Source organism: Eubacterium album (genome assembly GCF_025336545.1).
In the GTDB taxonomy this organism is placed as follows: domain Bacteria; phylum Bacillota; class Clostridia; order Lachnospirales; family Lachnospiraceae; genus Eubacterium_U; species Eubacterium_U album.
In genome coordinates this window covers 282,159-306,574 of record NZ_JAODBU010000003.1, presented here as the reverse complement: position 1 = coordinate 306,574, position 24,416 = coordinate 282,159, and the positions used below count along the sequence as shown (strand labels likewise).

The 24,416-nt window shown below is 33.8% G+C and carries 21 protein-coding genes; 2 read left to right on the top strand and 19 right to left on the bottom strand.

The features are described 5' to 3' along the window. Positions 1-78: 78 nt before the first annotated feature. The 14 genes from N5B56_RS03945 to N5B56_RS03880 all read right to left on the bottom strand — a co-directional run bounded on the left by N5B56_RS03945 (position 79) and on the right by N5B56_RS03880 (position 13,885). Entirely contained in the window at positions 79-1,560 is a 1,482-nt protein-coding gene (locus N5B56_RS03945) for a cadherin-like beta sandwich domain-containing protein (protein ID WP_260978421.1), read from the bottom strand. A 117-nt stretch (positions 1,561-1,677) separates the two neighbouring features. Further along, entirely contained in the window at positions 1,678-2,952 is a 1,275-nt protein-coding gene (purD, locus tag N5B56_RS03940; protein ID WP_118565329.1) for a phosphoribosylamine--glycine ligase, read from the bottom strand. Between the two features lie 19 nt (positions 2,953-2,971). After that, a complete protein-coding gene (gene purN / locus N5B56_RS03935; RefSeq protein WP_117908779.1) occupies positions 2,972-3,595 on the bottom strand; it encodes a phosphoribosylglycinamide formyltransferase in 624 nt (207 codons plus the stop codon). Next, the gene (gene purM, locus N5B56_RS03930; RefSeq protein WP_117908777.1) at positions 3,589-4,614 is read right to left on the bottom strand and encodes a phosphoribosylformylglycinamidine cyclo-ligase; all 1,026 of its coding nucleotides are present in this window, start codon (positions 4,612-4,614) and stop codon (positions 3,589-3,591) included. The genes purN and purM overlap by 7 nt, the downstream gene beginning before the upstream one ends. A gap of 157 nt (positions 4,615-4,771) precedes the next feature. After that, positions 4,772-5,272, bottom strand: a complete 501-nt coding sequence (purE, locus tag N5B56_RS03925; RefSeq protein ID WP_022089778.1) for a 5-(carboxyamino)imidazole ribonucleotide mutase — start codon at positions 5,270-5,272, stop codon at positions 4,772-4,774. Between the two features lie 204 nt (positions 5,273-5,476). Then, complete coding sequence (locus tag N5B56_RS03920) at positions 5,477-7,477, bottom strand: aminopeptidase (RefSeq protein WP_260978420.1); 2,001 nt, start codon at positions 7,475-7,477, stop codon at positions 5,477-5,479. Positions 7,478-7,494: 17 nt separating this feature from the next. Then, positions 7,495-8,112, bottom strand: coding sequence for an HD domain-containing protein (locus tag N5B56_RS03915; RefSeq protein ID WP_346432188.1), 618 nt, complete (start codon positions 8,110-8,112; stop codon positions 7,495-7,497). A gap of 151 nt (positions 8,113-8,263) precedes the next feature. Then, positions 8,264-8,590, bottom strand: coding sequence for a hypothetical protein (locus tag N5B56_RS03910; protein ID WP_022089775.1), 327 nt, complete (start codon positions 8,588-8,590; stop codon positions 8,264-8,266). 8 nt (positions 8,591-8,598) lie between these two features. Continuing rightward, positions 8,599-9,057, bottom strand: coding sequence for a VanZ family protein (locus tag N5B56_RS03905; RefSeq protein ID WP_260978419.1), 459 nt, complete (start codon positions 9,055-9,057; stop codon positions 8,599-8,601). A gap of 18 nt (positions 9,058-9,075) precedes the next feature. After that, entirely contained in the window at positions 9,076-9,756 is a 681-nt protein-coding gene (pyrE, locus tag N5B56_RS03900) for an orotate phosphoribosyltransferase (protein WP_022089773.1), read from the bottom strand. Between the two features lie 106 nt (positions 9,757-9,862). After that, entirely contained in the window at positions 9,863-10,765 is a 903-nt protein-coding gene (locus N5B56_RS03895; protein WP_118565332.1) for a dihydroorotate dehydrogenase, read from the bottom strand. After that, a complete protein-coding gene (locus N5B56_RS03890; RefSeq protein WP_117908767.1) occupies positions 10,765-11,535 on the bottom strand; it encodes a dihydroorotate dehydrogenase electron transfer subunit in 771 nt (256 codons plus the stop codon). The genes N5B56_RS03895 and N5B56_RS03890 overlap by 1 nt, the downstream gene beginning before the upstream one ends. Positions 11,536-11,645: 110 nt before the next feature. Continuing rightward, positions 11,646-12,563 carry an orotidine-5'-phosphate decarboxylase gene (pyrF, locus tag N5B56_RS03885; protein WP_260978418.1) on the bottom strand — a complete coding sequence of 306 codons (918 nt, stop codon included), beginning with the start codon at positions 12,561-12,563 and terminating at the stop codon, positions 11,646-11,648. 35 nt (positions 12,564-12,598) lie between these two features. Further along, positions 12,599-13,885, bottom strand: a complete 1,287-nt coding sequence (locus tag N5B56_RS03880; RefSeq protein ID WP_117908765.1) for a dihydroorotase — start codon at positions 13,883-13,885, stop codon at positions 12,599-12,601. Between the two features lie 270 nt (positions 13,886-14,155). Here N5B56_RS03880 and N5B56_RS03875 point away from each other — a divergent pair, with 270 nt between their 5' ends. Beyond that, a complete protein-coding gene (locus N5B56_RS03875; protein WP_260978417.1) occupies positions 14,156-15,043 on the top strand; it encodes a DegV family protein in 888 nt (295 codons plus the stop codon). 161 nt (positions 15,044-15,204) lie between these two features. Here the strand turns inward: N5B56_RS03875 and N5B56_RS03870 are convergent, their stop codons facing one another. From N5B56_RS03870 to N5B56_RS03855, 4 genes are all read right to left on the bottom strand, one after another. Continuing rightward, positions 15,205-15,792 carry an HdeD family acid-resistance protein gene (locus N5B56_RS03870; protein ID WP_118565335.1) on the bottom strand — a complete coding sequence of 196 codons (588 nt, stop codon included), beginning with the start codon at positions 15,790-15,792 and terminating at the stop codon, positions 15,205-15,207. Between the two features lie 87 nt (positions 15,793-15,879). Continuing rightward, positions 15,880-19,632 (bottom strand): phosphoribosylformylglycinamidine synthase, encoded by a 3,753-nt coding sequence (locus N5B56_RS03865; RefSeq protein ID WP_118565336.1) that lies wholly within the window; start codon positions 19,630-19,632, stop codon positions 15,880-15,882. A gap of 109 nt (positions 19,633-19,741) precedes the next feature. Next, the gene (locus N5B56_RS03860; protein ID WP_118565337.1) at positions 19,742-20,506 is read right to left on the bottom strand and encodes a TIGR03915 family putative DNA repair protein; all 765 of its coding nucleotides are present in this window, start codon (positions 20,504-20,506) and stop codon (positions 19,742-19,744) included. Continuing rightward, positions 20,506-22,092, bottom strand: a complete 1,587-nt coding sequence (locus tag N5B56_RS03855; protein ID WP_428979577.1) for a putative DNA modification/repair radical SAM protein — start codon at positions 22,090-22,092, stop codon at positions 20,506-20,508. The genes N5B56_RS03860 and N5B56_RS03855 overlap by 1 nt, the downstream gene beginning before the upstream one ends. Before the next feature lie 204 nt (positions 22,093-22,296). Here N5B56_RS03855 and N5B56_RS03850 point away from each other — a divergent pair, with 204 nt between their 5' ends. Next, entirely contained in the window at positions 22,297-23,103 is an 807-nt protein-coding gene (locus tag N5B56_RS03850) for a zinc dependent phospholipase C family protein (protein WP_117908755.1), read from the top strand. Positions 23,104-23,220: 117 nt separating this feature from the next. Here the strand turns inward: N5B56_RS03850 and coaBC are convergent, their stop codons facing one another. Further along, on the bottom strand, positions 23,221-24,411 hold the full coding sequence (coaBC, locus tag N5B56_RS03845; RefSeq protein WP_117908753.1) for a bifunctional phosphopantothenoylcysteine decarboxylase/phosphopantothenate--cysteine ligase CoaBC: 1,191 nt from the start codon (positions 24,409-24,411) through the stop codon (positions 23,221-23,223). Positions 24,412-24,416 lie beyond the last annotated feature (5 nt).

Below are 24,416 nucleotides of genomic sequence, written 5' to 3'. Positions count from 1 at the left end.
AAAAAATACTTTTATTATATGTCAGAAAGGACCCGAAAGCTACATCTTGCAACACTCCGGATCCTTGCTATTTTGTTATTAATCTACGAAAACAAAATCTTCATCGTCATCATCTGATTTTCCTGTGCTGTCTTTCATATCATTCTCTGTCTGAATGTCTTTTTCATTCTCCATCAGAATATTATTTTCATTTTCTTCGATTTCATTTGTTTCTTCTACGATATTAATTCCATTATCAGTATCATTATCTTCATTCTGTTCATCTGTATCGTCAAATATACCTGTTTCCATTGCCACAGCTAATTTTAAATCCTCATTTACTTCTGAAATAGCTTCTTCTATTTCATCTTCTTCTGTCTTTTCATGAGTTTCTTCTGTAGTATCATCACTATCTGTAGTCTCAGGATTTTCTTCGTTTTCAGAATCATCTGATTTAACATCATCATCCTGACCTTCTACATTGATTCCAAAATTATTAGTTTCTTCATCTTTTGATTTTTTTATCTTTTTTGTTTTATTTGACAATATAAGATTTAGCACTGCAAATATAAGAATAACAATTAAGATAATTAATCCTGCAATCGCTTTCACTAAGATATTATATCTGTCAACAATACTATTATACTTATCCTGTAATTTTCCATATGAAGTATTTGCTGCCTCAAGCTGTGTATTAACATCATTTGTAGCTATGTATCTCTGAAATACTTTTTCCTGATCATCATAACAATAAAGATTTATATCTCCATCCCAGTTCATTGCATATACAAGATACAATTTTTCTTCTGAATCAAGTTCCCATGCACTAACTTCCTGGTCATAAATTGTTATTCTTTTTTTTGTATAATTCTTAAGGCATGAATCTCTTTTTTCCGGTCTTACTACAGTGTACATTCTACTCTTAATAAGAATGTTTCTCATCGGATAAAAAGTGTCCTTCTTTTCATTATAAATATAAAATCCTGCTATGCCTTCTTCCTCATTTGTCATATAGACTGCTGTGAGTTGTTTAACTTTGCCTACAATACAAGGCACTTCTTTTTTATTATATGTAAATGTACTTTCTTCAAATCCTTCAGGAATATCACTTTTTTTAATTTTTGAAGAAATGGTCAATTCTGTTTTGTTTACAGTGACCTTAATGCCGCTATCTTTTTTAGTATTGGTATCTTCTTTATAGGTTTCTTCCTCATCTGTAGTAAGTCTCTTTGTTTTAATTGTGTATGTAGTTTTCTGGCCATTTGAATCTGTAACTTCAACATATGTTTTATTGTCCCCTTCATCTAATGTATCCCATGAGACTTTTACATCTGCTGAACTTTCAGTTGCAACGGCATTAATGTCTAATTTCTTAACACTGTTTTTTACTGTAGCTTCATAATCAGTTACATCTTCTGAAAATGAAGGGCTTAAATTTACTACCGTGCTATCTCCTGAATCTGTTTTACCATTAACTGTCAGTTCTTTTAAAGAAGAATCGGCAAAAACATTTGCTCCCATTAATGTTGTTAATCCTGCAGCCACAATTAAACTTAATAATAATGATTTACTTTTTCTCATTATTCGTACCCATTCCTTTAATCACAAGCATCTTGTGTTTAAAAGGTGCAAATCAAAGGCTTATATGATTTGCAATTTTCCTTTCTCACATATTTTTTTCATCTCTTTCCCTTACTTTTAAGCTTCGTCGATAGCTTTTCCGATATCATGTCTCATATACTTATTATCGAAATCTATCCACTCTGTTGCCTTATATGCATTCGCTCTGGCTTCTTTTAAATCTTTTCCCTTTGCAGTTACGCCTAATACACGTCCTCCGTTTGTTACAATCTTTCCATCGTCATCAAACTTTGTTCCTGCATGGAATACATAATATCCGTCTTTATCCTTAAACGTATCTAATCCTTTTATTTCAAATCCCTTTTCATAACTTACAGGGTAGCCGTCACTTGCAAGAACTACACATACAGCTGCATTATCTTCAAACTGCAAATCAATCTTATCAAGTGTTCCGTCGATGCATGCTTCAAATACATCAATTATGTCATTTTTCATTCTTGGAAGAACTACCTGTGCTTCCGGGTCACCAAATCTTGCATTATACTCTAATACCTTTGGTCCGTCTTCTGTAATCATTAATCCAAAGAAGATAATTCCCTTAAATGTTCTTCCTTCAGCTTTCATAGCGTCAACAGTAGCCTGATAAATGTATTTCTTACAGAATTCATCAACTTCTTTTGTATAGAAAGGACTTGGTGAAAATGTTCCCATTCCTCCTGTGTTAAGACCTGTGTCACCATCTCCTGCACGCTTATGGTCCTGAGCACTTGTCATTATCTTTATTGTATTCCCATCAACAAAAGATAAAACAGAAACTTCTCTTCCTGTCATAAATTCCTCTACAACCATTGTATTTCCGGCTGAGCCAAATTTCTTATCAAGCATTATGCTCTTTACGCCTTCAATTGCTTCTTCTTTTGTATTGCAAATTAATACACCTTTTCCTAAAGCAAGTCCATCTGCCTTTAATACAATTGGATATTTTGAAGTTTCCAAATATTCTAATGCTTTTTCAGGAGAATCAAAATTTTCATATCCTGCTGTTGGAATATTGTATTTCTTCATTAAGTCTTTAGAAAACGCTTTTGATCCCTCTAAAATAGCTGCTGCCTTATTTGGTCCAAATACTCTTAACCCTTCTGCTTCAAAAGCATCTACAACACCGCCTACTAACGGATCATCCATACCAATTACAGTTAAGTCAATTTCTTTTTCTTTTGCAAATGAAACTAACTTATCAAATTCCATTGCACCGATATTTACACATTCTGCATATTCTGCAATTCCTGCGTTGCCGGGCGCACAATAAATCTTATCAACTTTTGAACTCTTTGCTACTGCATTTGCAATGGCATGTTCTCTTCCACCGCTTCCAACAATTAATACTTTCATTGTCTTCTCCTTATATTGTCTACTGATATATTACTTTATTGTCTACAACTTTGATTTTACCATTGGCAATATCATTAATCGCCTGTGGCATAATCTTCCATTCAGCCTGTTCCATAACTCTTTTCTGAAGCACTTCAGGTGTATCTCCCGGTAAAATGTCTACCGCCTTCTGATAAATTATAGGACCTGTATCTGTTCCTTCATCTACAAAATGAACTGTAGCTCCTGTTACCTTAACACCTCTTTCTAATGCTTTTTCATGAACCTTTAATCCATAAAAACCATTTCCACAGAATGATGGAATAAGAGATGGATGTATGTTTATAATTTTATTTCTGTATTTTGAAATCATTTCAGGAGGTAATACAACCAAAAATCCGGCGAGAACGATTAAATCTAATTTATACTTATCTAAAGTATCAATTAACGCCTGATTAAAATCTTTTCTTTCAGCAAAATCTTTAGGTGAAATACATTCTGCATTAATTCCATTTTCCTTTGCTCTTACAAGCGCATATGCATCTTTCTTATTGCTTATTACTACTTCGATTTCTGTATTTGTAATTACTTTATTCTTAATTCCATCAATGATTGCCTGAAGGTTTGTTCCTCCGCCTGAAACTAAAACCCCAACTCTTAGCATAATTCAGCTCCTTTTTCTCCTGCCTCAATCTTTCCGATTTCATAGCATGTTTCTCCGGCAGCTTCTAATGCTTTCATTGTCTTTTCTACATCTGCAGGGTCAACTGCTAATACCATACCGATACCCATGTTGTATGTGTTGTACATCATTTCTTCTGCAATATCTCCTGTCTTAGCAAGGAGTTTAAAAATTGCAGGTACTTCATAGCTGTCTTTCTTTACAACTGCCTTTACTCCATCAGGAAGCATTCTTGGAATATTTTCATAGAATCCACCACCTGTAATATGACTGCATCCCTTAATTGTTACTCCTGCATCTTTAACATTCTTTAATGCTTTAACATAAATTCTTGTTGGTGCAAGTAAAGCTTCTCCTAATGTCTTTCCTAATTCATCATAATATGTATTAAGTGATTCTTCTGACATTTCAAATACTTTTCTTACTAAAGAAAATCCGTTACTATGTACACCTGATGATGCGATACCAATTAACGCATCTCCCGGTTTAATATTTTCTCCTGTAATTAAATCTTTTTTATCTACTACACCTACTGCAAATCCTGCTAAATCGTATTCATTTTCAGGCATAAGTCCCGGATGTTCTGCTGTTTCACCACCAACTAATGCTGCTCCTGACTGTTTACATCCTTCTGCGACACCACTTACGATTGTAGCAATCTTTTCAGGATAGTTCTTTCCACATGCGATATAATCAAGGAAGAAAAGTGGTTCTCCACCTGAACATGCAATATCATTTACACACATTGCAACACAGTCAATACCGATTGTATCATGTTTATCCATAATATAAGCTAACTGTACTTTTGTTCCACATCCATCAGTTCCTGATAATAAAACAGGGTCTTCCATTTTCTTAATAGAATCTAAACTGAAAGCTCCGGCAAATCCTCCAAGACCTCCTAAAACTTCAGGTCTCATAGTTCCTTTTACATGCTCTTTCATAAGTTCAACTGACTTGTAACCTGCTTCGATATCAACGCCTGCCTTCTTGTAATCCATAATTCTTTTCTCCTCTTACTTTCAAATGGTTTCTTAAATCATTTTTAATCATATAATGCAAAAACAAATTATAATAAATATGTTTTTTTATTTTTCATATTAAAATTTAGTACCGATTATATGAAAATATAATACCGTTACGTTTTTTAATATAATTTTAGTAGTTTTTATATCCTACTTTTTTCAACTTTGTATCTTTTGCTACAACGTCTTTTTTCATTTTTTCTGTATATGCTTTTAACTTTTCAAGCAACTGTGCATCAGATGTTGCAAGAATCTTTGCTGCAAGAATACCTGCATTCTGTCCACCATTAATAGCAACTGTTGCAACCGGAATACCTGATGGCATCTGAACGATTGAGTATAATGAATCTACTCCGCCTAAATCTGATGTTTTCATTGGTATACCTATTACCGGCATAGGGAATAAAGCTGCGCACATGCCCGGAAGATGAGCTGCCTTACCAGCTCCTGCAATAATAACTTTTACTCCTCTTTCTTCTGCGCCCTTAGCCCATTCAAAAAAGATGTCCGGCTCTCTGTGTGCTGATATGATTGTCATTTCATAATCAATTCCTATCTCTTCAAGAAAATCTGCTGCTTTGCTCATTACCGGCAGATCTGAATCGCTGCCCATTACAATTGCTACTTTTGCCATTGCTCTTCTCCTTCATAATTTCTTATAGTATTGCATTAAACTTTGATGCCTACGGATTGTTCCGTGCTACGCACTCACACAATCCTCCCCTGGCTTATTAAATCATAAAAACACTTACATTGTAACTGTTAAGACTTATTACGTCAATAAATGGGGTACTAAATTAACAATTTTATTACATTTATTTACATTTTTATGTTTATTTTATTTATCAAAAGCTTCATTTAAAAGTTCTGTTCCCGGAAGAACAAATCTTCCATCCTTTATAATGACAATTTCTTCACCATTTTTAGTTACGGCTGTAATTTCTCCAAGTTCATCATAAGGTATCGTTATATCTGTATGGCAACTGAAATATGCTTTTGACAAATCTTCATTTCTTAAAGCTGAGATTTCATTTTCCTTTGCTACAATTTCTTTTCCATCAGGATTAAATGTCTTAACATCTTCTTCCCAACTGTAACATGTATCACCTACTGCAAAATGAGGTCCCATTTTTTCCACTATTAAAATTGGAAGTTTATATACTATATCGTATTTATTTGCCATAACATAAGCTGTTGTATTTGTTCCTATGGCAAATTCCCCTATAGGTAAAGTGTCATGATTAAACATAACATTTTCTTTTATATACTTTTTATTTTCTTCTTCAGTATCGAAATTCTTACATGTATAGTCTTTTATGCATCCATTTTCAAATGTAATTTCCAAATCATTGTATTTTAATTCATTTAAATATACCTGACTCACATGTAACACTCCGTTAGTTCCTGTAAGTTTTGGCGAAGTAAACACTTCTCCTAATGGAATGTTTACATCTGCCAGACAGTTTTCAAAATTAGTTTCTTTTTCAGGATTTTTAAATTCATGCATATTAACCGTAATGTATGTCTTATTGCTTCCTTTTCCTTCGACCCTTACGAAATCTGCCTTATCAAGGGCATCTATTATACTCTGCTGTACCTTGCGATATTTATCCTGATCTAAACAGTTAATTTTAACTGTCTCTTCGAATAATTCTTCATAATCCATTCCAATTTCAGGAAGTGGAAACGCAATAATCGTAAAGCTTCTCTCATCGCCCTTAATATATTTTTGAACTATCTGAGTATATTCTCTTGCATATTCAACTTTTAATTTCTGTTGCTCCTTGTTTAACTGTAAAGCTTCTTTTTTATTTTCCGGCTCAAATGGATTTTCTCCAAATACTTCTATAACCGCCGGTCCTGCCATAAGTGCTGCTGTTTTCTTTCTATTTTCAAATGCTGTAGTTGCAACCTCTAACTTTCTTTGTACATAACCTTTGTCAAAGAATAATGCATCATCAAACTTATGGTCAAACCAATACTGTTTATTTATCTTGGTAGATTCATATCCTCCTTTATAAATAACCGGTTTTAAGCCCATATTTTCAAACTGCTTTATGGCCGCACGGATTATTCTTTCAAATCCAATATAATATCTTATGTCTACTGCACTTTTAATAGATAAATCCTTTCCTGTATTTATAAACCCCAGTCTATATCCTTCTGTATAAACACTTGCAATTTTATCTATTCTTTCCTGTGAAAGTGTATTTAAAAATTTTGCTGTTTCTATTTCGTTTTCACTAATACTTTCACCATATTTGTATAAATATCTTAAATCTTCTAAATCACTTTCCATTACAATCTTAACTGCAAAATCATTTTCAGGATTTATTATTTCATCTATTCTGTTAGTCATAAAAATTTCTGAATTATCTTTTTCAAAAGAATAAATCATATCATGAATTGATTTTTTTGTAAGATTTTCTCTATCTTCAAATTGATTATATATTTCTATAAACAATTCCATTCTCAATGTTATTTCTTCTAATTTGCCCTGAAATGCGTTAGAAATCATATTTCTATTTGCTGTAAATACATAACATAATAACTGTCCGTATTCTTCTCCTAATTTTTCTACTGCAAATTTAGGATTTGCGAAGCATTTTTCATATACAATTTCCGTTTCATCTTCATATAAATCTTTATTAAGGAATGTCAACTGTTCTAAAGTCAACTCTTCAATCTTTTTGCTTTCTATTAGCCCAAGTAAATTATCTATTTTAAGTATAAACTGTGCTGCTGCAACAAAATAAGGTAGAAATTTTTCTTCTACTGTATCTTCAGTAATTATTTCTTTTATTCTTTCTATAGCAATATCATATCTTTCTTTAATCATAGATTTACTCCTAAAGGCTATTCTTTAATTCTGCCTTTTTCTACATTTTTATTAATTATCTTTTCAAAATAATCCCATATTTTCACGGAACCATCCGGTGTCTTTTTGTTTCTCGCCATAATCTGTTCTTTTTTTACACCATGCTCCATCCATGCTCTACCGTCAGTAGCATCATTTAACATTATTGGCTGAGTTTTGTCTAATGTTATTGCAAATTTTGCTTCTTTTGTTTCTCCGGCTTCAAATTCATCCCAGAGTCCTCTAATCATTTTTGCCTGGTCATTTGGAAGTATATTAAAAATTCTGTCTGCGGCAACTAACTCCCTCTCTCTCTTTGTTTCATTTCCCTTATTATCATATGCATATGTATCACCTGCATCTATTTCAACAAGGTCATGTACAAGTACCATCTCTATAACTCTAAGCAAATCTACTTTTTCATTTGCATACTCATTCATTATCATTGCCATCATAGCCAGATGCCATGCATGCTCAGCATCATTTTCATGTCTACTGCCACTTGTCACATATGATTGTCTAAAAATTTCTTTTGATTTATCTACTTCTCTGATAAATTCCATCTGCTTTTCAAATCTTTCTTTATCCGACATTGTCTTACCATTACTGCTGTGCAAAGCATCCTTTCTTATATTTTTAAAATTGTAATCTAATTATCCGGCTATCGTTTTCTTGATCATATATATGATATCGGGTGGAGCAAACCTCCCCGGCTTTGATGTCCACGGATTGTTTCGTGCTACGCACTCCCACAATTTCACCCTGGCATCATACATATATTAAAAATACGCACAAAATTCCAATCCATATTACTGCATTAGAAATTGTTCCTATATATGTGTATTTTAGAAACTTTGTTTCTTCCTGATAACTTTTTAAACCTATTACAAATCCGGCAAGCGCAAGTCCAAATATAGCCCATGCCAAAATTCCTACATATATACCTGCGTTTCCATTCTGTACTATGCATAACGCAACTGTTAAAACAAATAATATAAAAGCTTCAAGTGCTATAAGCGAAGATATTCTTCCACCCTTTGTATAACTGCTTAATGCTATTCTTTGTTTTTTGTCTTTTTTATTTCTTTTCGCCATTGTTTCTCCTACATAACATGTTTGTGAAGTTTTGTTATTCTGAATATTATATATCCTAAACATCCGCCTAATGTATTAAGGAAAATGTCATCAACATCAAAAGCACCTACTTTTGTCAGCAACTGTGCTGTCTCTATTCCAAAACTAAGCAGCATTGCCCAAATTGTAACTGTTATTATATTTTTAAATATTGATTTTCTTGATATGGTTGGCAACAAAAATCCAAACGGCAGAAAACATACTACATTTCCTACCAGATTTATAAGTGTAACATTCCAGCCATATGTGTAGCGCATATTCCAAAAGCGCTTAATTTCTTTAAATAATGTTAAATTATATCTGTATGTATCACTAACCAGCTCTCTATCTAAACTTTCAGAGAAAAACATTACATACAAAGCACATAATAAATACAATATAAACAGGATACGACCCCAAAGCCGTATCCTTTTTTGAGTCTTTGTCACTACTTTAAAATCTCCCGACTATTTTACTCCATATTTGTCATAGTATTCGTCAATCGCTGCCTTAATCTCATCTGTAATTACTACTTTTCCATTGCATTCTTTATTATACAAATGTTCAACAACTTCTTCCATTGTTACTATTGCATTTGCATCAAATCCGTATAATTCTTTAATTTCATCAAGGGCACATTTTTCGCCACCCTTTCCAACTTCCATTCTATTTAATGAAACCATTAATCCTACGATTTCAACATCAGCAGCATTTCTTACCTTTGGTACTGTTTCTTCCATTGATTTTCCTGATGTTGTTACGTCTTCAATCATGACAACTCTATCACCATCTTTTAACTTACTTCCAAGAAAACTTCCCTTGTCAGCACCATGGTCTTTTTCTTCCTTACGGTCTGAACAGTAACGTACATCTTTTCCATATAATTCGCTATATGCAATAGCTGTTACAACACTGATAGGAATTCCCTTATATGCCGGTCCGAATAATACGTCAAAATCATCTCCATATGTATCATGGATTGCCTTTGCATAATATTCTCCTAACTTTTTAAGCTGTGAACCTGTTACATATCCACCTGCATTCATAAAAAATGGTGATTTTCTTCCACTTTTTAATGTGAATTCTCCAAATTTTAAAACATCACTTTCTACCATAAAATCAATAAATTCCTGCTTGTACGCTTCCATTTTGTTTCTCCTTTACCAATCTGTATTGCCCCTTCCCTTCGGTCAGCGGCTATTCGTCGGAAACATTTATAAAAAATGAACTTCGTTCATTTTGTTTCCTCCTCTATCATTTTACTAATCCGATTAATGAATTGATATCTTCAACATTGTGTCTTCTCATATAGTCTTCAATTCCTGCAACAACTTCTTCTGTTACTAATGGATTTGTAAAATTTGCTGTTCCTATTGAAACTGCTGTTGCACCGGCTAATATAAATTCCATTGCATCATTTGCATCTTTAATTCCACCCATTCCGATTATAGGAATATTTACGGTATTTGCAACCTGATATACCATACGAACTGCTACCGGTTTTATTGCAGGGCCTGAAAGACCACCTGTCTTATTTGCCAAAGCAAATTTCTGACGTTCAACATCTATCTTCATTCCTGTAATTGTATTAATAAGTGATAATGCGTCCGCGCCACCTGCTTCTGCTGCCTTTGCCATAACAGTTATGTCTGTTACATTTGGACTTAATTTCATGATAATTGGCTGTTTTGCAACTTTTTTAACTTCTTTAGTGATTGCTTCTACTGCCTTAGGGTCCTGTCCAAAAGCTATTCCGCCTTCCTTTACATTAGGACATGAAATATTGATTTCCAGCATATCTACAGGCTCGTTTCCAAGCTTTTCTACAACATCAATATATTCTTCTGTAGAATGGCCACACACATTTACAATAATCTTTGTATCAAACTGTTTAAGAAATGGGATATCTCTTTTTGCAAATAAATCAAATCCCGGATTCTGTAAACCGATTGCATTTAGCATTCCACCATAAGTTTCTGCAATTCTAGGTGTAGGATTTCCCGGCCATGGTACATTGGCCACGCCCTTCGTAACTACTGCTCCTAATTTATTTAAATCTACAAATTCGCTGTATTCGGCTCCTGAACCAAATGTTCCTGATGCTTCCATAACAGGATTTTTGAATTCAACGCCTGCAATATTAACCTTTGTATTCATTATAATTCAACCTCCTGTGCTAAAAATACGGGACCGTCTTTGCAAATTCGTTTATTATTTACATTTGTATGATGGTCTTTTTCTTTTGACTTGCATACACATCCAAGACATGCACCAATTCCGCATGCCATCTTTTCTTCTAATGAAATCTGGCACTCAATGTCATTTGCCAAAGCATATTCTTTTATTGCTCTAAGCATTGGTGTTGGTCCACACGCATAAATTACATCGCCTGTTACAGCACATGCTTTAATCGCATCTATAACTGTTCCTTTCGTTCCTGTGCTTCCATCTTCTGTAGCAATATAAACATCACCATTTTTTTCAAGTTCGTCAATCAGAAACAATTCATCTCTATATCCTGCAACTGTCTGAACTTCTGCGATTTCTTTTAATTCTTTTCCTAACTGAACCATTGGAGGTATACCTATACCTCCTCCGATAAGAATCGCTTTTTTGCCTTCTCTTTGCATAAATCCATTTCCAAGTGGTCCTAAAATATCGATATCATCACCTGATACATATCCTGACATTTCAGTAGTTCCTCCACCTACAACTCTATATACAATTCTTAAAGTTCCTTCTTCTTTGTTAACTTCGCAAATACTGATTGGTCTAGGTAAAAGCTTTGCTCCATCTTTACAATAAACAGATATAAACTGTCCTGCTACAGCTTTTGCTGCAATATCTTTTGTCTGAATCCACATACTGTAAACTCCTGTTGCTATGGATTCCTGTGAAATTACTTTTGCGATTTCTTTATGTTTCATCTAAACAGCACCTTTCTTAGATTGTGTTTGTATATTTTAATTTGAGAGTAGAAATCCGGTATGCATTTTTGCATTATACAATTCCACTACTCTTTTAATTATAAGCTATTTTAGAAAATTGAATTAATATCTTCAATCATATCAACAACAGCCTGACGTGAAGCATCTGCATAATTTGCTTCTCCAAATTTAGCATATTTGTCCTGCTTATATGCACAAATTATACCTCTTGAAGAATTTATAATTGCTCCTAATCCGTCTTCATTAAAGTATGGTTTTAATCCGTCTGCTGTTCCACCCTGTGCACCATATCCCGGTACAAGAATGTAACTCTTTGGCATAACCTTTCTAAGAACTTTTCCCATTTCAGGATATGTTGCTCCTACAACTGCTCCTACATAACTGTAGTCATCTCCCATTATGTCTTCGCCCCATTTAGCAACCTGTTCACCAACCCATTCGTAAAGTGGTCTTCCGTCAATCATTCTATCCTGAAATTCTCCACTTGATGGATTTGATGTTTTAACTAAAATGAATAAACCTTTCTTTTCTTCTTTACATACATCCACAAACGGCTTAATACCATCTGTTCCAAGATAAGGATTTACTGTAGCAAAATCTTCATCAAATAATGAATATGTATTATTGCCAACCTTAACTTTCCCAAGATGTCCTGTTGCATAAGCTGCAGAAGTTGAACCGATGTCTCCTCTTTTAACATCTCCAATAACAACTAAATCCTTTTCTTTTGCATATTTTACAGTCTTGTCAAATGCAACTAATCCCGGAATTCCAAATTGTTCATACATTGCAATCTGTGGTTTTACTGCAGGTATTAAATCGTATGTTGCATCGATAATTCCTTTATTATACTGCCAAAGTGCTTCTGACACACCCTCAAGTGTTTCTCCAAATTCAGCATATGCCTTATCTGTAATATGCTTTGGTATGTAAGATAACATTGGGTCTAATCCTACAACTACAGGTGCATTTGTTTCTTTAATCTTTTTTACAAGTTTGTTAATCATTCTATTCTGCTCCTTTATGCTTTATATTAATTTACTTATCTTTCTTCTTCAGGCTCCTTAACAATCTTTCCACCTAAAATTGTCCATTTAACTTTTCCTGATACTTTTGTTCCTCCAAATGGAGTATTTCTTCCTTTAGACTTAAATTCATTTACATCAATAATGTATTCCTCATCCGGATTGATAATTGTAATATCGGCTACTTTTCCTTCGTCCAATGAACCTTTGTCTATTCCTAATACTTTAGCAGGATTATAGCTCATCTTTTCAGCCATCTGCATAGGTGTGATAAATCCCGGTTTAAGCAAATGAGTCACTGTTAATGGTACTGCTGTTTCCAATCCTACAATTCCAAAAGGTGCTTCTGTTATGCTTCTTGCTTTTTCCTCTGCACTATGTGGTGCGTGATCTGTTGCAATTACATCCATAACATCTTCGCTAAGTCCCTTTATAAGTGCGTCAACATCCTCTCTTGTTCTAAGTGGAGGATTCATTTTATAATTTGCATCTGCACTATCCATATCATCTGTACTCATGGCAAAATGATGTGGACATACTTCTGCAGTAACTTTAACTCCGTCTTCTTTTGCTTTTTTAACCATTGTTACACTGTCTTTTGTTGAGCAATGGCACAAATGTAATTTAGCCCCTGTTTCTTTTGCAAGCAAAATATCTCTTGCCACAATTATATCTTCAACAGCGTTACTAATACCCTTAACTCCAAATTCTTCTGATTTGTCGCCCATATTCATTACGCCGCCATTTACTAAATTGATATCTTCGCAATGAGCTAATACCGGCACATCCGCTTTAACTGCATTTTTCATTGCATCACGATATACATTAGAATCCATAACAGATTTACCATCTTCACTTATAGCACATATACCTGCCTCTTTAAGTTCGAATACATCTGTTATTTCTTTTCCTGCCATTCCTTTAGTAACAGAACCTACAGGAAGTACATTTGTATATCCTGCTTCTTTTCCTTTATTTATAATATATCTGACCACTTCTGCATTGTCAGTAACAGGTTTTGTATTTGGCATGCAACATACAGATGTAAATCCACCATTAGCTGCCGCCATACTTCCTGTTATTATATCTTCTTTATAAGTAAGCCCCGGGTCTCTAAAATGAACATGTAAGTCTATAAGTCCCGGCATTACAAAACATCCCTTAGCATCAATAACCTTATCAGCTTCTTTTTCGATGTTTTCCCCTTTTTCAACAATTACTCCGTCCTTAACATAGACATCTAACACCTTGTCCATTTTCTCAGACGGATTAATTACTCTTCCGTTCTTAATAAGAATTGTCATATATACCTCTTTCCGGCCGCCTGTTTTCAGGCAGAATACGCCATCTAAAAGTATATCAAATAAATGTATTCGTTTCAAGGCAAGTAAAAGAAAATGAAATATATAAGTAAAAGAAAATGAAATATATAAAGTTCATAGCTATTTTGCATTATTTTATGTTATTATTATTTTATCTATTGCCAGTATGATAGTTTAGTGTTATACTTCATCTAGTATTGATAACTATATAGATTTTACAAAAGATTCTTTTATCTTAAGGAGTTTAGTTTTATGTATAAAATAATTAGCGATAGCGCATGTGATTTATCAAAAGAATATGTTGAAAAAAATGACATTACAGTTGTTCCTTTCTCTGTTTCTTTTGACCAGGAACATTATTTAAAAGACAGCATTGATATAACAAGAGATGAGTTTTACACAAGGCTTGTTAATGAAAATGTTTTTCCAAAGTCATCACTTCCATCAGTTGAAGAATATATGAATACATTTTTAGAATATGTTAAACAGGATATTCCTGTTATATGTTTAACAATTTCTCTTGTTCTTAGTGGTTCTTATAATTCAGCAAGAACAGCTGCTGATTTAATTAAGGAAGACTACCCTGATGCAAAGATTGCAGTATTTGATTCTAAGCAAAACACTGTTACACAGGCATTATTAGTAAATGAAATTGTAAAGATGAAAAATGACGGTCTTAGTTTTGAAGAGTCTGTTGAAAAAATTGACAAATTAATTCCTACAGCAATCATTTTCTTTACTGTTGGTTCTCTTGATTATCTTAGAATCGGTGGTCGTATTGGAAAGCTTGCTTCAATTGCAACAGGTAAATTAGGAATCAAACCTATCATCTTACTTAAAAACGGTGAATTAGGTTTAGGCGGAATCGGCAGAAGTCGTGCTAAGTTGAAGAAAGCTGTTTTGGATACTGTTAACAAGCACTTTACTGACAACAATTTGAGTAAAGATGATTACAACTTCAACGTTGGTTGGGGATATGATAAAGAGGAAGGAGCTGAATTCTTAAAGGATGCTGAAAGCACACTTGGAGTAAAATGCTTAGACGAACTTAATGTTGATATCGGTATGACAACTGCTGTTCACACAGGTCCTTATCCTATAGGTGTAGGTATTATTCAGAAATACGAAACTTTAAAATAGATATATATTACGAGAAGTAAATGTTTATACGCTTGGGTTTCACCATATTTTACAAAGATTCAAAGCGTGTGCTAAAAGGTGCACAATAAAACTTGGGTTACCCCATTCTTTACAAAGAGCCAATAAAACCAAAAGCCTCGCAATTTGCGAGGCTTTTGGTTTTATTCATCTATATCTCTGCTTTCTGTATCTATAATTGCATTATCATCTACCCATCTTCTAATTTTACCTGATACAGTTAATGTTGTAATTAAATCTACAACTCCTGAGTATGTTAAAATTATTCCTGTAATTCTTGTAACAAATACTGCTGTGTTCTGAGGATTAATTAATATTACAATTCCTAATAATACATTAACAATTGCCACTATAAGTAAAAATACCCAATGTGAATCCATTCTTTTCAAATCCAAAGCATTTTCAATTTTCATAATTCCACTTATCACTATAATTATTCCAACTATAAACGGAATGATTGATATAACAAAATCTTTTTTTACAAGAACAAATATTGCAGCAACTATAAAAATAATTCCAACTACAAGTTCATATTTATAAAAATCATTTATCAAATCTCTTTTTCTATATTCAAGTAAATATCTTATTGCTAAAAGTAAAAATATAACTGCTATTATATAACAAATTGTATTCAATATGCTACTTGGATAAATCATCATCAAAATGCCCATTAATATACATAACAAAGCATAAATTACCATTTCCCATTTAAGACTTTTCAAATAATTCATATCGCATCTTCCTTTTCAATATGAGCCCGGATTACTCCGGGCCCATAATTTTGTTTATTTTTATTATTTACAATATAAGTGTTTTTATTATTTAAAATACTTAACTCCGGCTTCAAATACCTTAAGATCCTGTTCGCCATAAATATTCATAGCTACTGAGTTTCCTTTTCTTTCGATATGAGCCATCTTACCTAAGCATCTTCCGTCTGGAGATGTAATACCTTCAATTGCATAATATGAACCGTTTACATTCCATTCTTCATCCATTGTAGGCTGTCCCTGTTCATTTACATACTGAGTAGCAACCTGACCGTTAGCAAATAATTCTTTAATACATTCTTCAGATGCAACAAATCTTCCTTCACCATGTGAAGCAGGATTTACATATGTACCACCAAGTTCTGCTAACTGTAACCAAGGTGATTTATTTGACACAACCTTTGTATAAACCATCTTAGATACATGTCTGTTAATTGTGTTGTATGTTAATGTTGGTGAATTTTCATTCTGTCCTGTAATCTGTCCATTTGGAACTAATCCCAGCTTAATTAAAGCCTGGAAACCATTACATATACCAAGTGCTAATCCATCTCTTTCATTTAAAAGTTTATGAACAGCTTCTTTAATCTTTTCATTTCTAAATGCTGTAGCAAAGAACTTAGCTGATCCATCCGGTTCATCACCTGCACTAAATCCACCTGGGAACATAATAATCTGTGACTGATTAATGCTTTCTTCAAAGATTTTTACTGAATCTCTGATATCTTCAGGTGTAAGATTCTTAAATACCTTTGTAATAACTTTTGCGCCTGCATTTTCAAATGCCTTAGCACTGTCATATTCACAGTTAGTTCCTGGGAATACAGGAATAAATACTGTAGGTTTAGCAATCTTATTCTTGCATACATAAACACTTCCTTTATCGTATACAGGAGTATCGATAACTGATGTGTCTTTATGACTTCTTGTTGGGAATACTTTTTCAAGTGGTTTTTCCCATGTCTTAATTGCATCATCTAATAAAATTGATTCTTCTCCATATTTAAGTGTAGCATCATCTGTTGTTTCACCGATTAATACATAACTTACATTTACATCATCAATCTTATCAGCAGGTACTTCTGCAATTATATCACCATATCCAGGTGCAAATAAATCTGCTCCAGGAATCTGTCCGCTGACAGAAACACCAATCTTATTACCAAATGCCATCTTACTTACTGCTGGAATAACACCTTTACTATCTAATGCATATGCTGAAATTATAGTTCCATTCTGAATCATTTCATGAATTGCATCATATAACTTCATCATACATTCGTAATTTGGCTTTTCGTACTGGTCTCTGCATATTTCAAATTTAACAATCTTACTTCCAACTTCTTTAAATTCGGGTGTAATAATATCTTTTTCTTTTGCAACATCTACCGCAAATGAAACAAGTGTTGGAGGAACATCAATATCATTAAATGTACCTGACATACTATCCTTACCACCGATTGATGGAAGACCAAATCCCATCTGAGCGTCATATGCACCAAGAAGTGCTGCAAATGGCTGGCTCCAACGCTTTGGATCTTCTGTCATTCTTCTGAAGTATTCCTGGAATGTAAATCTAATCTTCTTATAATCACCACCTGTTGCAACTACCTTAGCTACAGAATCTACTACTGCATAAATTGCACCATGGTATGGGCTCCAACTTGAAAGATATGGATCAAATCCGTAACTCATAATTGTTACTGTATCGCATTTACCTTTAAGTACAGGAAGCTTAGCTACCATTGTCTGAGTTTCTGTTAACTGATATTTACCACCAAATGGCATAAATACTGAACCTGCTCCAATTGAGCCGTCAAATTTTTCTACTAATCCCTTCTGTGAACACTCATTTAAATCTGATAATGTTTCTAACCATTTTTCCTTAACATCATCAACCTGAGGTTTCTTGAAGAAGTTCTTATCTTCATCCGGCATTTCAACTTCTACTGTTGTTTCCTGATGAGCTCCGTTTGTATCGAGGAATGCTCTTGAAATATTAACTATCTCTTTTCCTCTCCATTCTAATACAAGTCTAGGTTCTTCTGTTACATATGCTACTTCTGTTGCTTCAAGATTTTCTTCATTAGCATATTTTAAGAACTGTTCTACATCTTTAGGATCTACAACAACTGCCATTCTTTCCTGTGATTCTGAAATTGCAATTTCCGTACCATCAAGACCTGCATATTTCTTAGTTACTTTATCGAGGTTTACATGTAATCCGTCTGCTAATTCACCTATAGCAACAGATACACCACCTGCACCAAAGTCATTACATTTCTTAATTAAATAACTTACTTCTTCACGTCTGAACAATCTCTGTAATTTACGTTCTGTAGGTGCATTACCCTTCTGAACTTCTGCTCCACAGCTTTCAATTGACTGTTCTGTATGAATCTTTGAAGAACCTGTTGCTCCACCACAACCGTCTCTTCCTGTTCTACCACCTAATAAGATAATAATGTCACCCGGGTCAGAATTTAATCTCTGTACTGCACGTCTAGGAGCTGCTCCCATAACCGCACCGATTTCCATTCTCTTAGCAACATAATCAGGATGATAAATTTCCTTAACATATCCTGTTGCAAGACCAATCTGGTTACCATATGAACTATATCCATTAGCTGCTCCCTGAACAATCTTCTTCTGTGGTAATTTACCCTTTAAAGTTTCGCTCATTGACTTAGTTGGATCAGCTGCACCTGTTACACGCATTGCCTGATATACATATGTACGTCCTGACAATGGATCTCTGATTGCTCCACCTAAACATGTTGCAGCGCCACCAAATGGTTCAATTTCTGTAGGATGGTTGTGTGTTTCATTCTTAAAGTTAACAAGCCATTCTTCTTCCTTGCCGTCAACTTCTACAGGCACAACAATACTACATGCATTTATTTCATCTGATTCTTCCTGGTCGTCTAATTTACCTTCCATCTTTAACTTACGCATAGCCATAAGTGCTAAATCCATAAAGCAGACAAACTTGTCCTTTCTACCCTTGAAAACACTTTCTCTTGTTTCCATATACTCTTCGTATGTCTTAACAAGTGGACTATTAAAATATCCATCATCAAATGTAACATCTGTAAGTTCTGTATTAAATGTTGTATGACGGCAATGATCTGACCAATATGTATCTAATACTCTTATTTCTGTTATTGAAGGATCTCTGTCTTCTTCATTCTTGTAATAATTCTGAATGTGAAGAAAATCTTTAAATGTCATAGCAAGTCCTAAAGAATCATATAATTCTTTAAGTGGTGCTTCCTCCATATCCTTAAAGCCATCGAATATAATAACATCTGCAGGTTCTTCAAATTCTGTTACAAGTGTTTCAGGTTTTTCTAAACCTGTTTCTCTTGAATCTACAGGGTTAATACAATATGACTTAACCTGTTCAAACTGTTCATCACTCATATGTCCTTCTAAAACATATGTTGTTGCACTTTTAATTACAGGCTTCTCGTCTTCATTTAAAAACTTAACACACTGTTCTGCAGAATCAGCTCTCTGATCAAACTGTCCCGGCAAATATTCCACGCTAAAAATTCTGTCTGTTTCGTTAAACGGAAAATTTTCTTCATAAACATTATCAACCGGTGGTTCAGAAAATACTGTTGTTAATGCTTTCTTATAAGTGTCTTCAGATAAATTCTCAACATCATATCTTACTAAAACTCTTACGGCATCCAATGTGTTGATTCCTAAATAACCCTTGATATCCTCTGTAAGTTCCTTGGCTTTAACAGCATATGGCTGTTTCTTTTCCACATAAACTCTCTTTACCTTGCTCATGAGTTCCTCCTGAATAGTAGTTTTATTATGGATTATGTCATTGCGACATAACCCATACTTATTCGATAGTATAGCACTTTTTTTTTAATAAGTACACTTTAAAAATGTTTTAATTAAATTCATTCATATGTTTTCTATACCATTTAGGGACGTGTCTCATCTGACACTTTTCATTTCTTCTCTCTTCTATCGCTATCGCATCAAAAAATACTTTCCACAATTCCTCATAATCATCATCTATATCAATCTGATCAATCACTCTATCTAGCTCTTCTCCGGATACAACTATTGTTTCACTTTTATACCTGTGAACTAGCGCTTTTTTTCTAATATCATCATATATAATCCAGTTTTCTTCAGGATATCTGCATGTAAAATGATTCTCAATTAATAGTAAAACATCACACTTAGGACTTATTGTGCCAAATAAAAATTTACCGTTAATTTCTTTAAATCTTAATATTTCTCTGAATACATTCGCCTCATTAGAAACTTTTCTTGCCAATTCCATTACGGTCATTACTCTATTTTCACTAAGCATCTTAGTAGTTCTACTACCTGCTCTAAATCCCACTTTAAGGAATTCCAAAATAGCATTCCCGCGATTCTTATCATAATGATGTGCTGCCCTGAAAACATATTCATATGCTTCAACCGATATCTTCTGCTGAATTGCCTGTGCAACACTAATTGCCTTCTTTACGTTAGTCTTACAATTAATGTTCTCACAAAACAACTCATATGCATAATCATCTCCCGGATAAATCTTTACTTTATTACCCTTAAGCATTAAAACCCATCCGTCATATACAGCAGTCATAATTCCATCAAATGAGTCATCACATACAAGAGTTATTTCCTTAAATTCATTCATCAGTTCACCCCCATATCAAATATATTCATCTGCGTATAAGTAATATTATTATCAATGGCATAAGTATTCTTTCTGTCACTATCCGCTATTGAACGTGCTATATAATCCTGATTCATATTAAGAGGCATCATTGTCTTTCCGTTACATGTTATAAAAAATGCTGCTCTTTTTAATACAACACCCATCTTCTTTAAATTAGAAAACTCCAACTTACCATATCGTCTTGCTGACACAATTCGTTTTGCAGACTTTACACCAATTCCCGGAACTCTTAACAACGTATAATAATCTGCCCTCATAATCTCCACAGGGAACTGTTCTATATGATTAATAGCCCAGTCGCATTTAGGATCTAACGCCATATTAAAATTAGGCTTCTCTTTGCTTAATAATTCACCTGCCGTAAAGCCATAATATCTTAACAGCCAATCCGCCTGATACAATCTATGTTCTCTAAGTAAAATGCTATGACCTCCCAAAGATGGTGCCTCTATATTATGATTCACATCTACAAATCCTGAATAAAACACTCTCTTAAGTTTAAACTTCTCATACAATGTAGCTGTTACATTTAATATCTGGTAATCTGTTTCTCTTGTTGCTCCAATAATCATCTGAGTGCTCTGCCCTGCCGGGACAAATTTAGAACTCTTATAACCTCCATATTTCATTGGATAATAATATCCGTCATTCTTCCCCGGAAGCAAATGACCCATTCCATCTTTAATCTGTTTCATGGGTGTAATTATATTCTTATGATGCTTGTTCGGTGCAAGTTCAGAAAGGCTTTCCTGCGTTGGCAATTCTAAGTTGGCACTCATTCTATCAACAAGAAAACCCAATTTTTCAATAATTTCAGGTGATGTACCCGGAATTACTTTTACATGTATATAGCCATAAAAATGATGTATATTTCTCAATTTCCAAATTGCTTCATAAATAAGTGACATTGTATGATTAGGATTCTTAACTATTCCCGAGCTCAAAAATAGCCCTTCTATATAATTTCTTCTATAAAACTCTATGGTTAATTTACAAACTTCATCAGGTGTAAATGTTGTCCTCGGCACATCATTAGAAACTCTGTTAACACAATACTTGCAATCATATATACACTCATTAGTAAATAATATCTTAAGTAGTGACACACATCTTCCATCCGCCGCAAATGTATGACATATTCCACACGCATGAGTATCTCCAAGTCCACTTCCCTTATTGCTTCTGTCGACGCCACTACTTGTACACGCCACATCGTACTTGGCAGCATCTGTCAATATTCTTAACTTCTCTGACATGCTAAGATTATGAGTAACATTAACTTCCACGGAATCTGTATTAAATTTACTGTCATCAATAACGCTGGTTTTATTATATGTAGCATCATTAAGCTCTTTACTTAAATTGTCAATACTAATTACGTCTGATTTATTACTCAATTCCATGCTATCCATGTATGTGTCACCGCCTTTCTGTCGAACATACGTTCTGTTATGATGATAACACCCTTTTGCACAATTTGCAATAGTCAAATTCTGTAACTTTTTTATTGAGTAATACATTATTAATGAAAATTTAATATTCATAATGTTATTTTTTTTTTAATTTGTGCTAAAATAAAATTATACGAGGCTAGGGTAAAGAGTGCGTAGCACGAAACAATCCGTAGGTATCAACGTTGGAGTTTCTAAGCCCACTTGAGTTTACTCATACGCGGGTGAAAAAACTTGGTACGGCTAACTACAGAAGAATTTATACAAAAGTTTTATACTTAAGAAGGAGGAATTACTATGCCCTCATTATATGCTCATAACAAATTTGGCAAACTTGTAATTAAAAATTTGCCCGTTGAATATAAAGAAATTATCAGAAGATATCCAAATTCATTCAGACTTGGACTTCAGGGCCCTGATTATCTATTTTTCTACAGAGCCTTTTCAATGAACAAAATCAACCAATATGGTGTTAAACTTCACAAATCCGATGCTTACACATTTATGCTTAATTCCATTGATGTAGTACATAAATATGGAATTCACAGTGCAGAATTCAGTTATATCATGGGATTTATATGCCATTTTACATTGGACAGCATTTGTCATCCCTATGTTAATTTAAGTATGAATGAAACAGGTTGCGGTCACATAGAAATTGAAGGTGATTTGGAGAATCTTTTGCTTTCAAAAGATGGTTTTAAACCTGAACGCTACCCAATGCACAAACTTGTTTCTACAGATTATGCCACCGCCAAAAGTGCTGCTGTATTTTATAAAGGACTTTCAACAATTGCTTCACATAAATGCATGCGATGGATGCGACTTATTAAGCATTTATTTGTTGCTCCTAGAAAGCCAAAGCAAAAAATAATTGACATTCTCATGCGTGGAACATTTCATTATAAATCTTTTAAAGGTCACATGATTGAACCTGAGGCAAATAAGAAATGTCGTAAAAATACAATTGAATTAGAAAAAATGTTAAGAGATTCTGTTCCTGTGGCTGTATCACTTATAAAAAACTACAGAAAAGTATTGTCCGGTTCAGTTGCTTTGTCACCAAGATTCCATTATGACTTTAACGGTAACAGGCTTAATTAAAATAAATAAAACAACGGGTAAATAGCCAGTCAAGCTATTTACCCGTTGTTTGTTTCAATTCATAAAAATACCTTTCGTATTAACACTAAAAGTATTTTGTCTGAAATATGTTTATTTTCATTTCTGTTTTTTAACTATTTCATTAAGCAAAGCATTTGCTACCTCGTCTTTAGACATAATTGGCAACTCTTTTACTTCATCCTTAGTAATAATTGTTACTATGTTTGTGTCTGTTCCAAATCCGGCACCTTTAACTTTTAAGTTGTTTGCAACAATCATGTCGAGATTTTTCCTTTCAAGTTTTGCTTTTGAATTTTCAAGCATATTTTCAGTTTCCATGGAAAAGCCACATACAAACTGATTTTTCTTTTTAGGAGCAAGCGTTCCAATGATGTCCGTTGTTCTCTCTAATTCTATTGAAGAATCTCCTTCTTTTTTCTTAATCTTGTTATCCGCAGGATTAACCGGACGATAATCGGCAACTGCCGCACTCATTATGAGAATATCCTGATTGTCAAATTCAGCTGCTACTGCTTCGTACATATCCTGTGCACTTTCGACATCCACAACTTTAACAAAATCAGGTTTTTCTATAGAAGTATGTCCACTAACCAAAGTTACATCTGCACCTCTAAGCATTGCATTTTTTGCAATTGCATAACCCATCTTTCCTGTAGAATGATTGCTGATGAAACGAACAGGATCAATTTTTTCTTTCGTAGGACCCGCAGTAACTAAAATCTTTTTGCCTTTCAAATCTTTTTCAAATGCTAGTTCTTTCATAATATATGAAAGAAGCACTTCAGGTTCAGGCATTTTTCCACTGCCGGTAGTTCCACATGCAAGATATCCTACTGCCGGTTCAATAACTTCATAGCCATAATCCTTTAGTTTTTTAAGATTGTCCTGAACAATAGGATTTTCAAACATATTCGTGTTCATTGCAGGAGAAATATATTTAGGACATTTTGCTGCCATAATTGTTGTCGTAAGCATATCATCCGCAATACCATTTGCAATCTTTCCAATTACATTTGCACTGGCAGGAGCCACCATAAATATATCCGCTTTCTGTGCTAATGACACATGTTCAACCTGAAATTCAAAATTTCTGTCAAATGTATCTACAAGGCATTTTGTTCCCGTAAGCGATTCAAATGTAATAGGATTTATAAAATTTGTTGCATTTTTAGTCATTATAACATTTACATCTGCATGAAGTTTTACTAAAGCACTCGCCAAGCTTGCAATTTTGTACGCTGCTATGCTTCCTGTTACGCCTAACACTACTGTTTTTCCTTTTAACATAACGG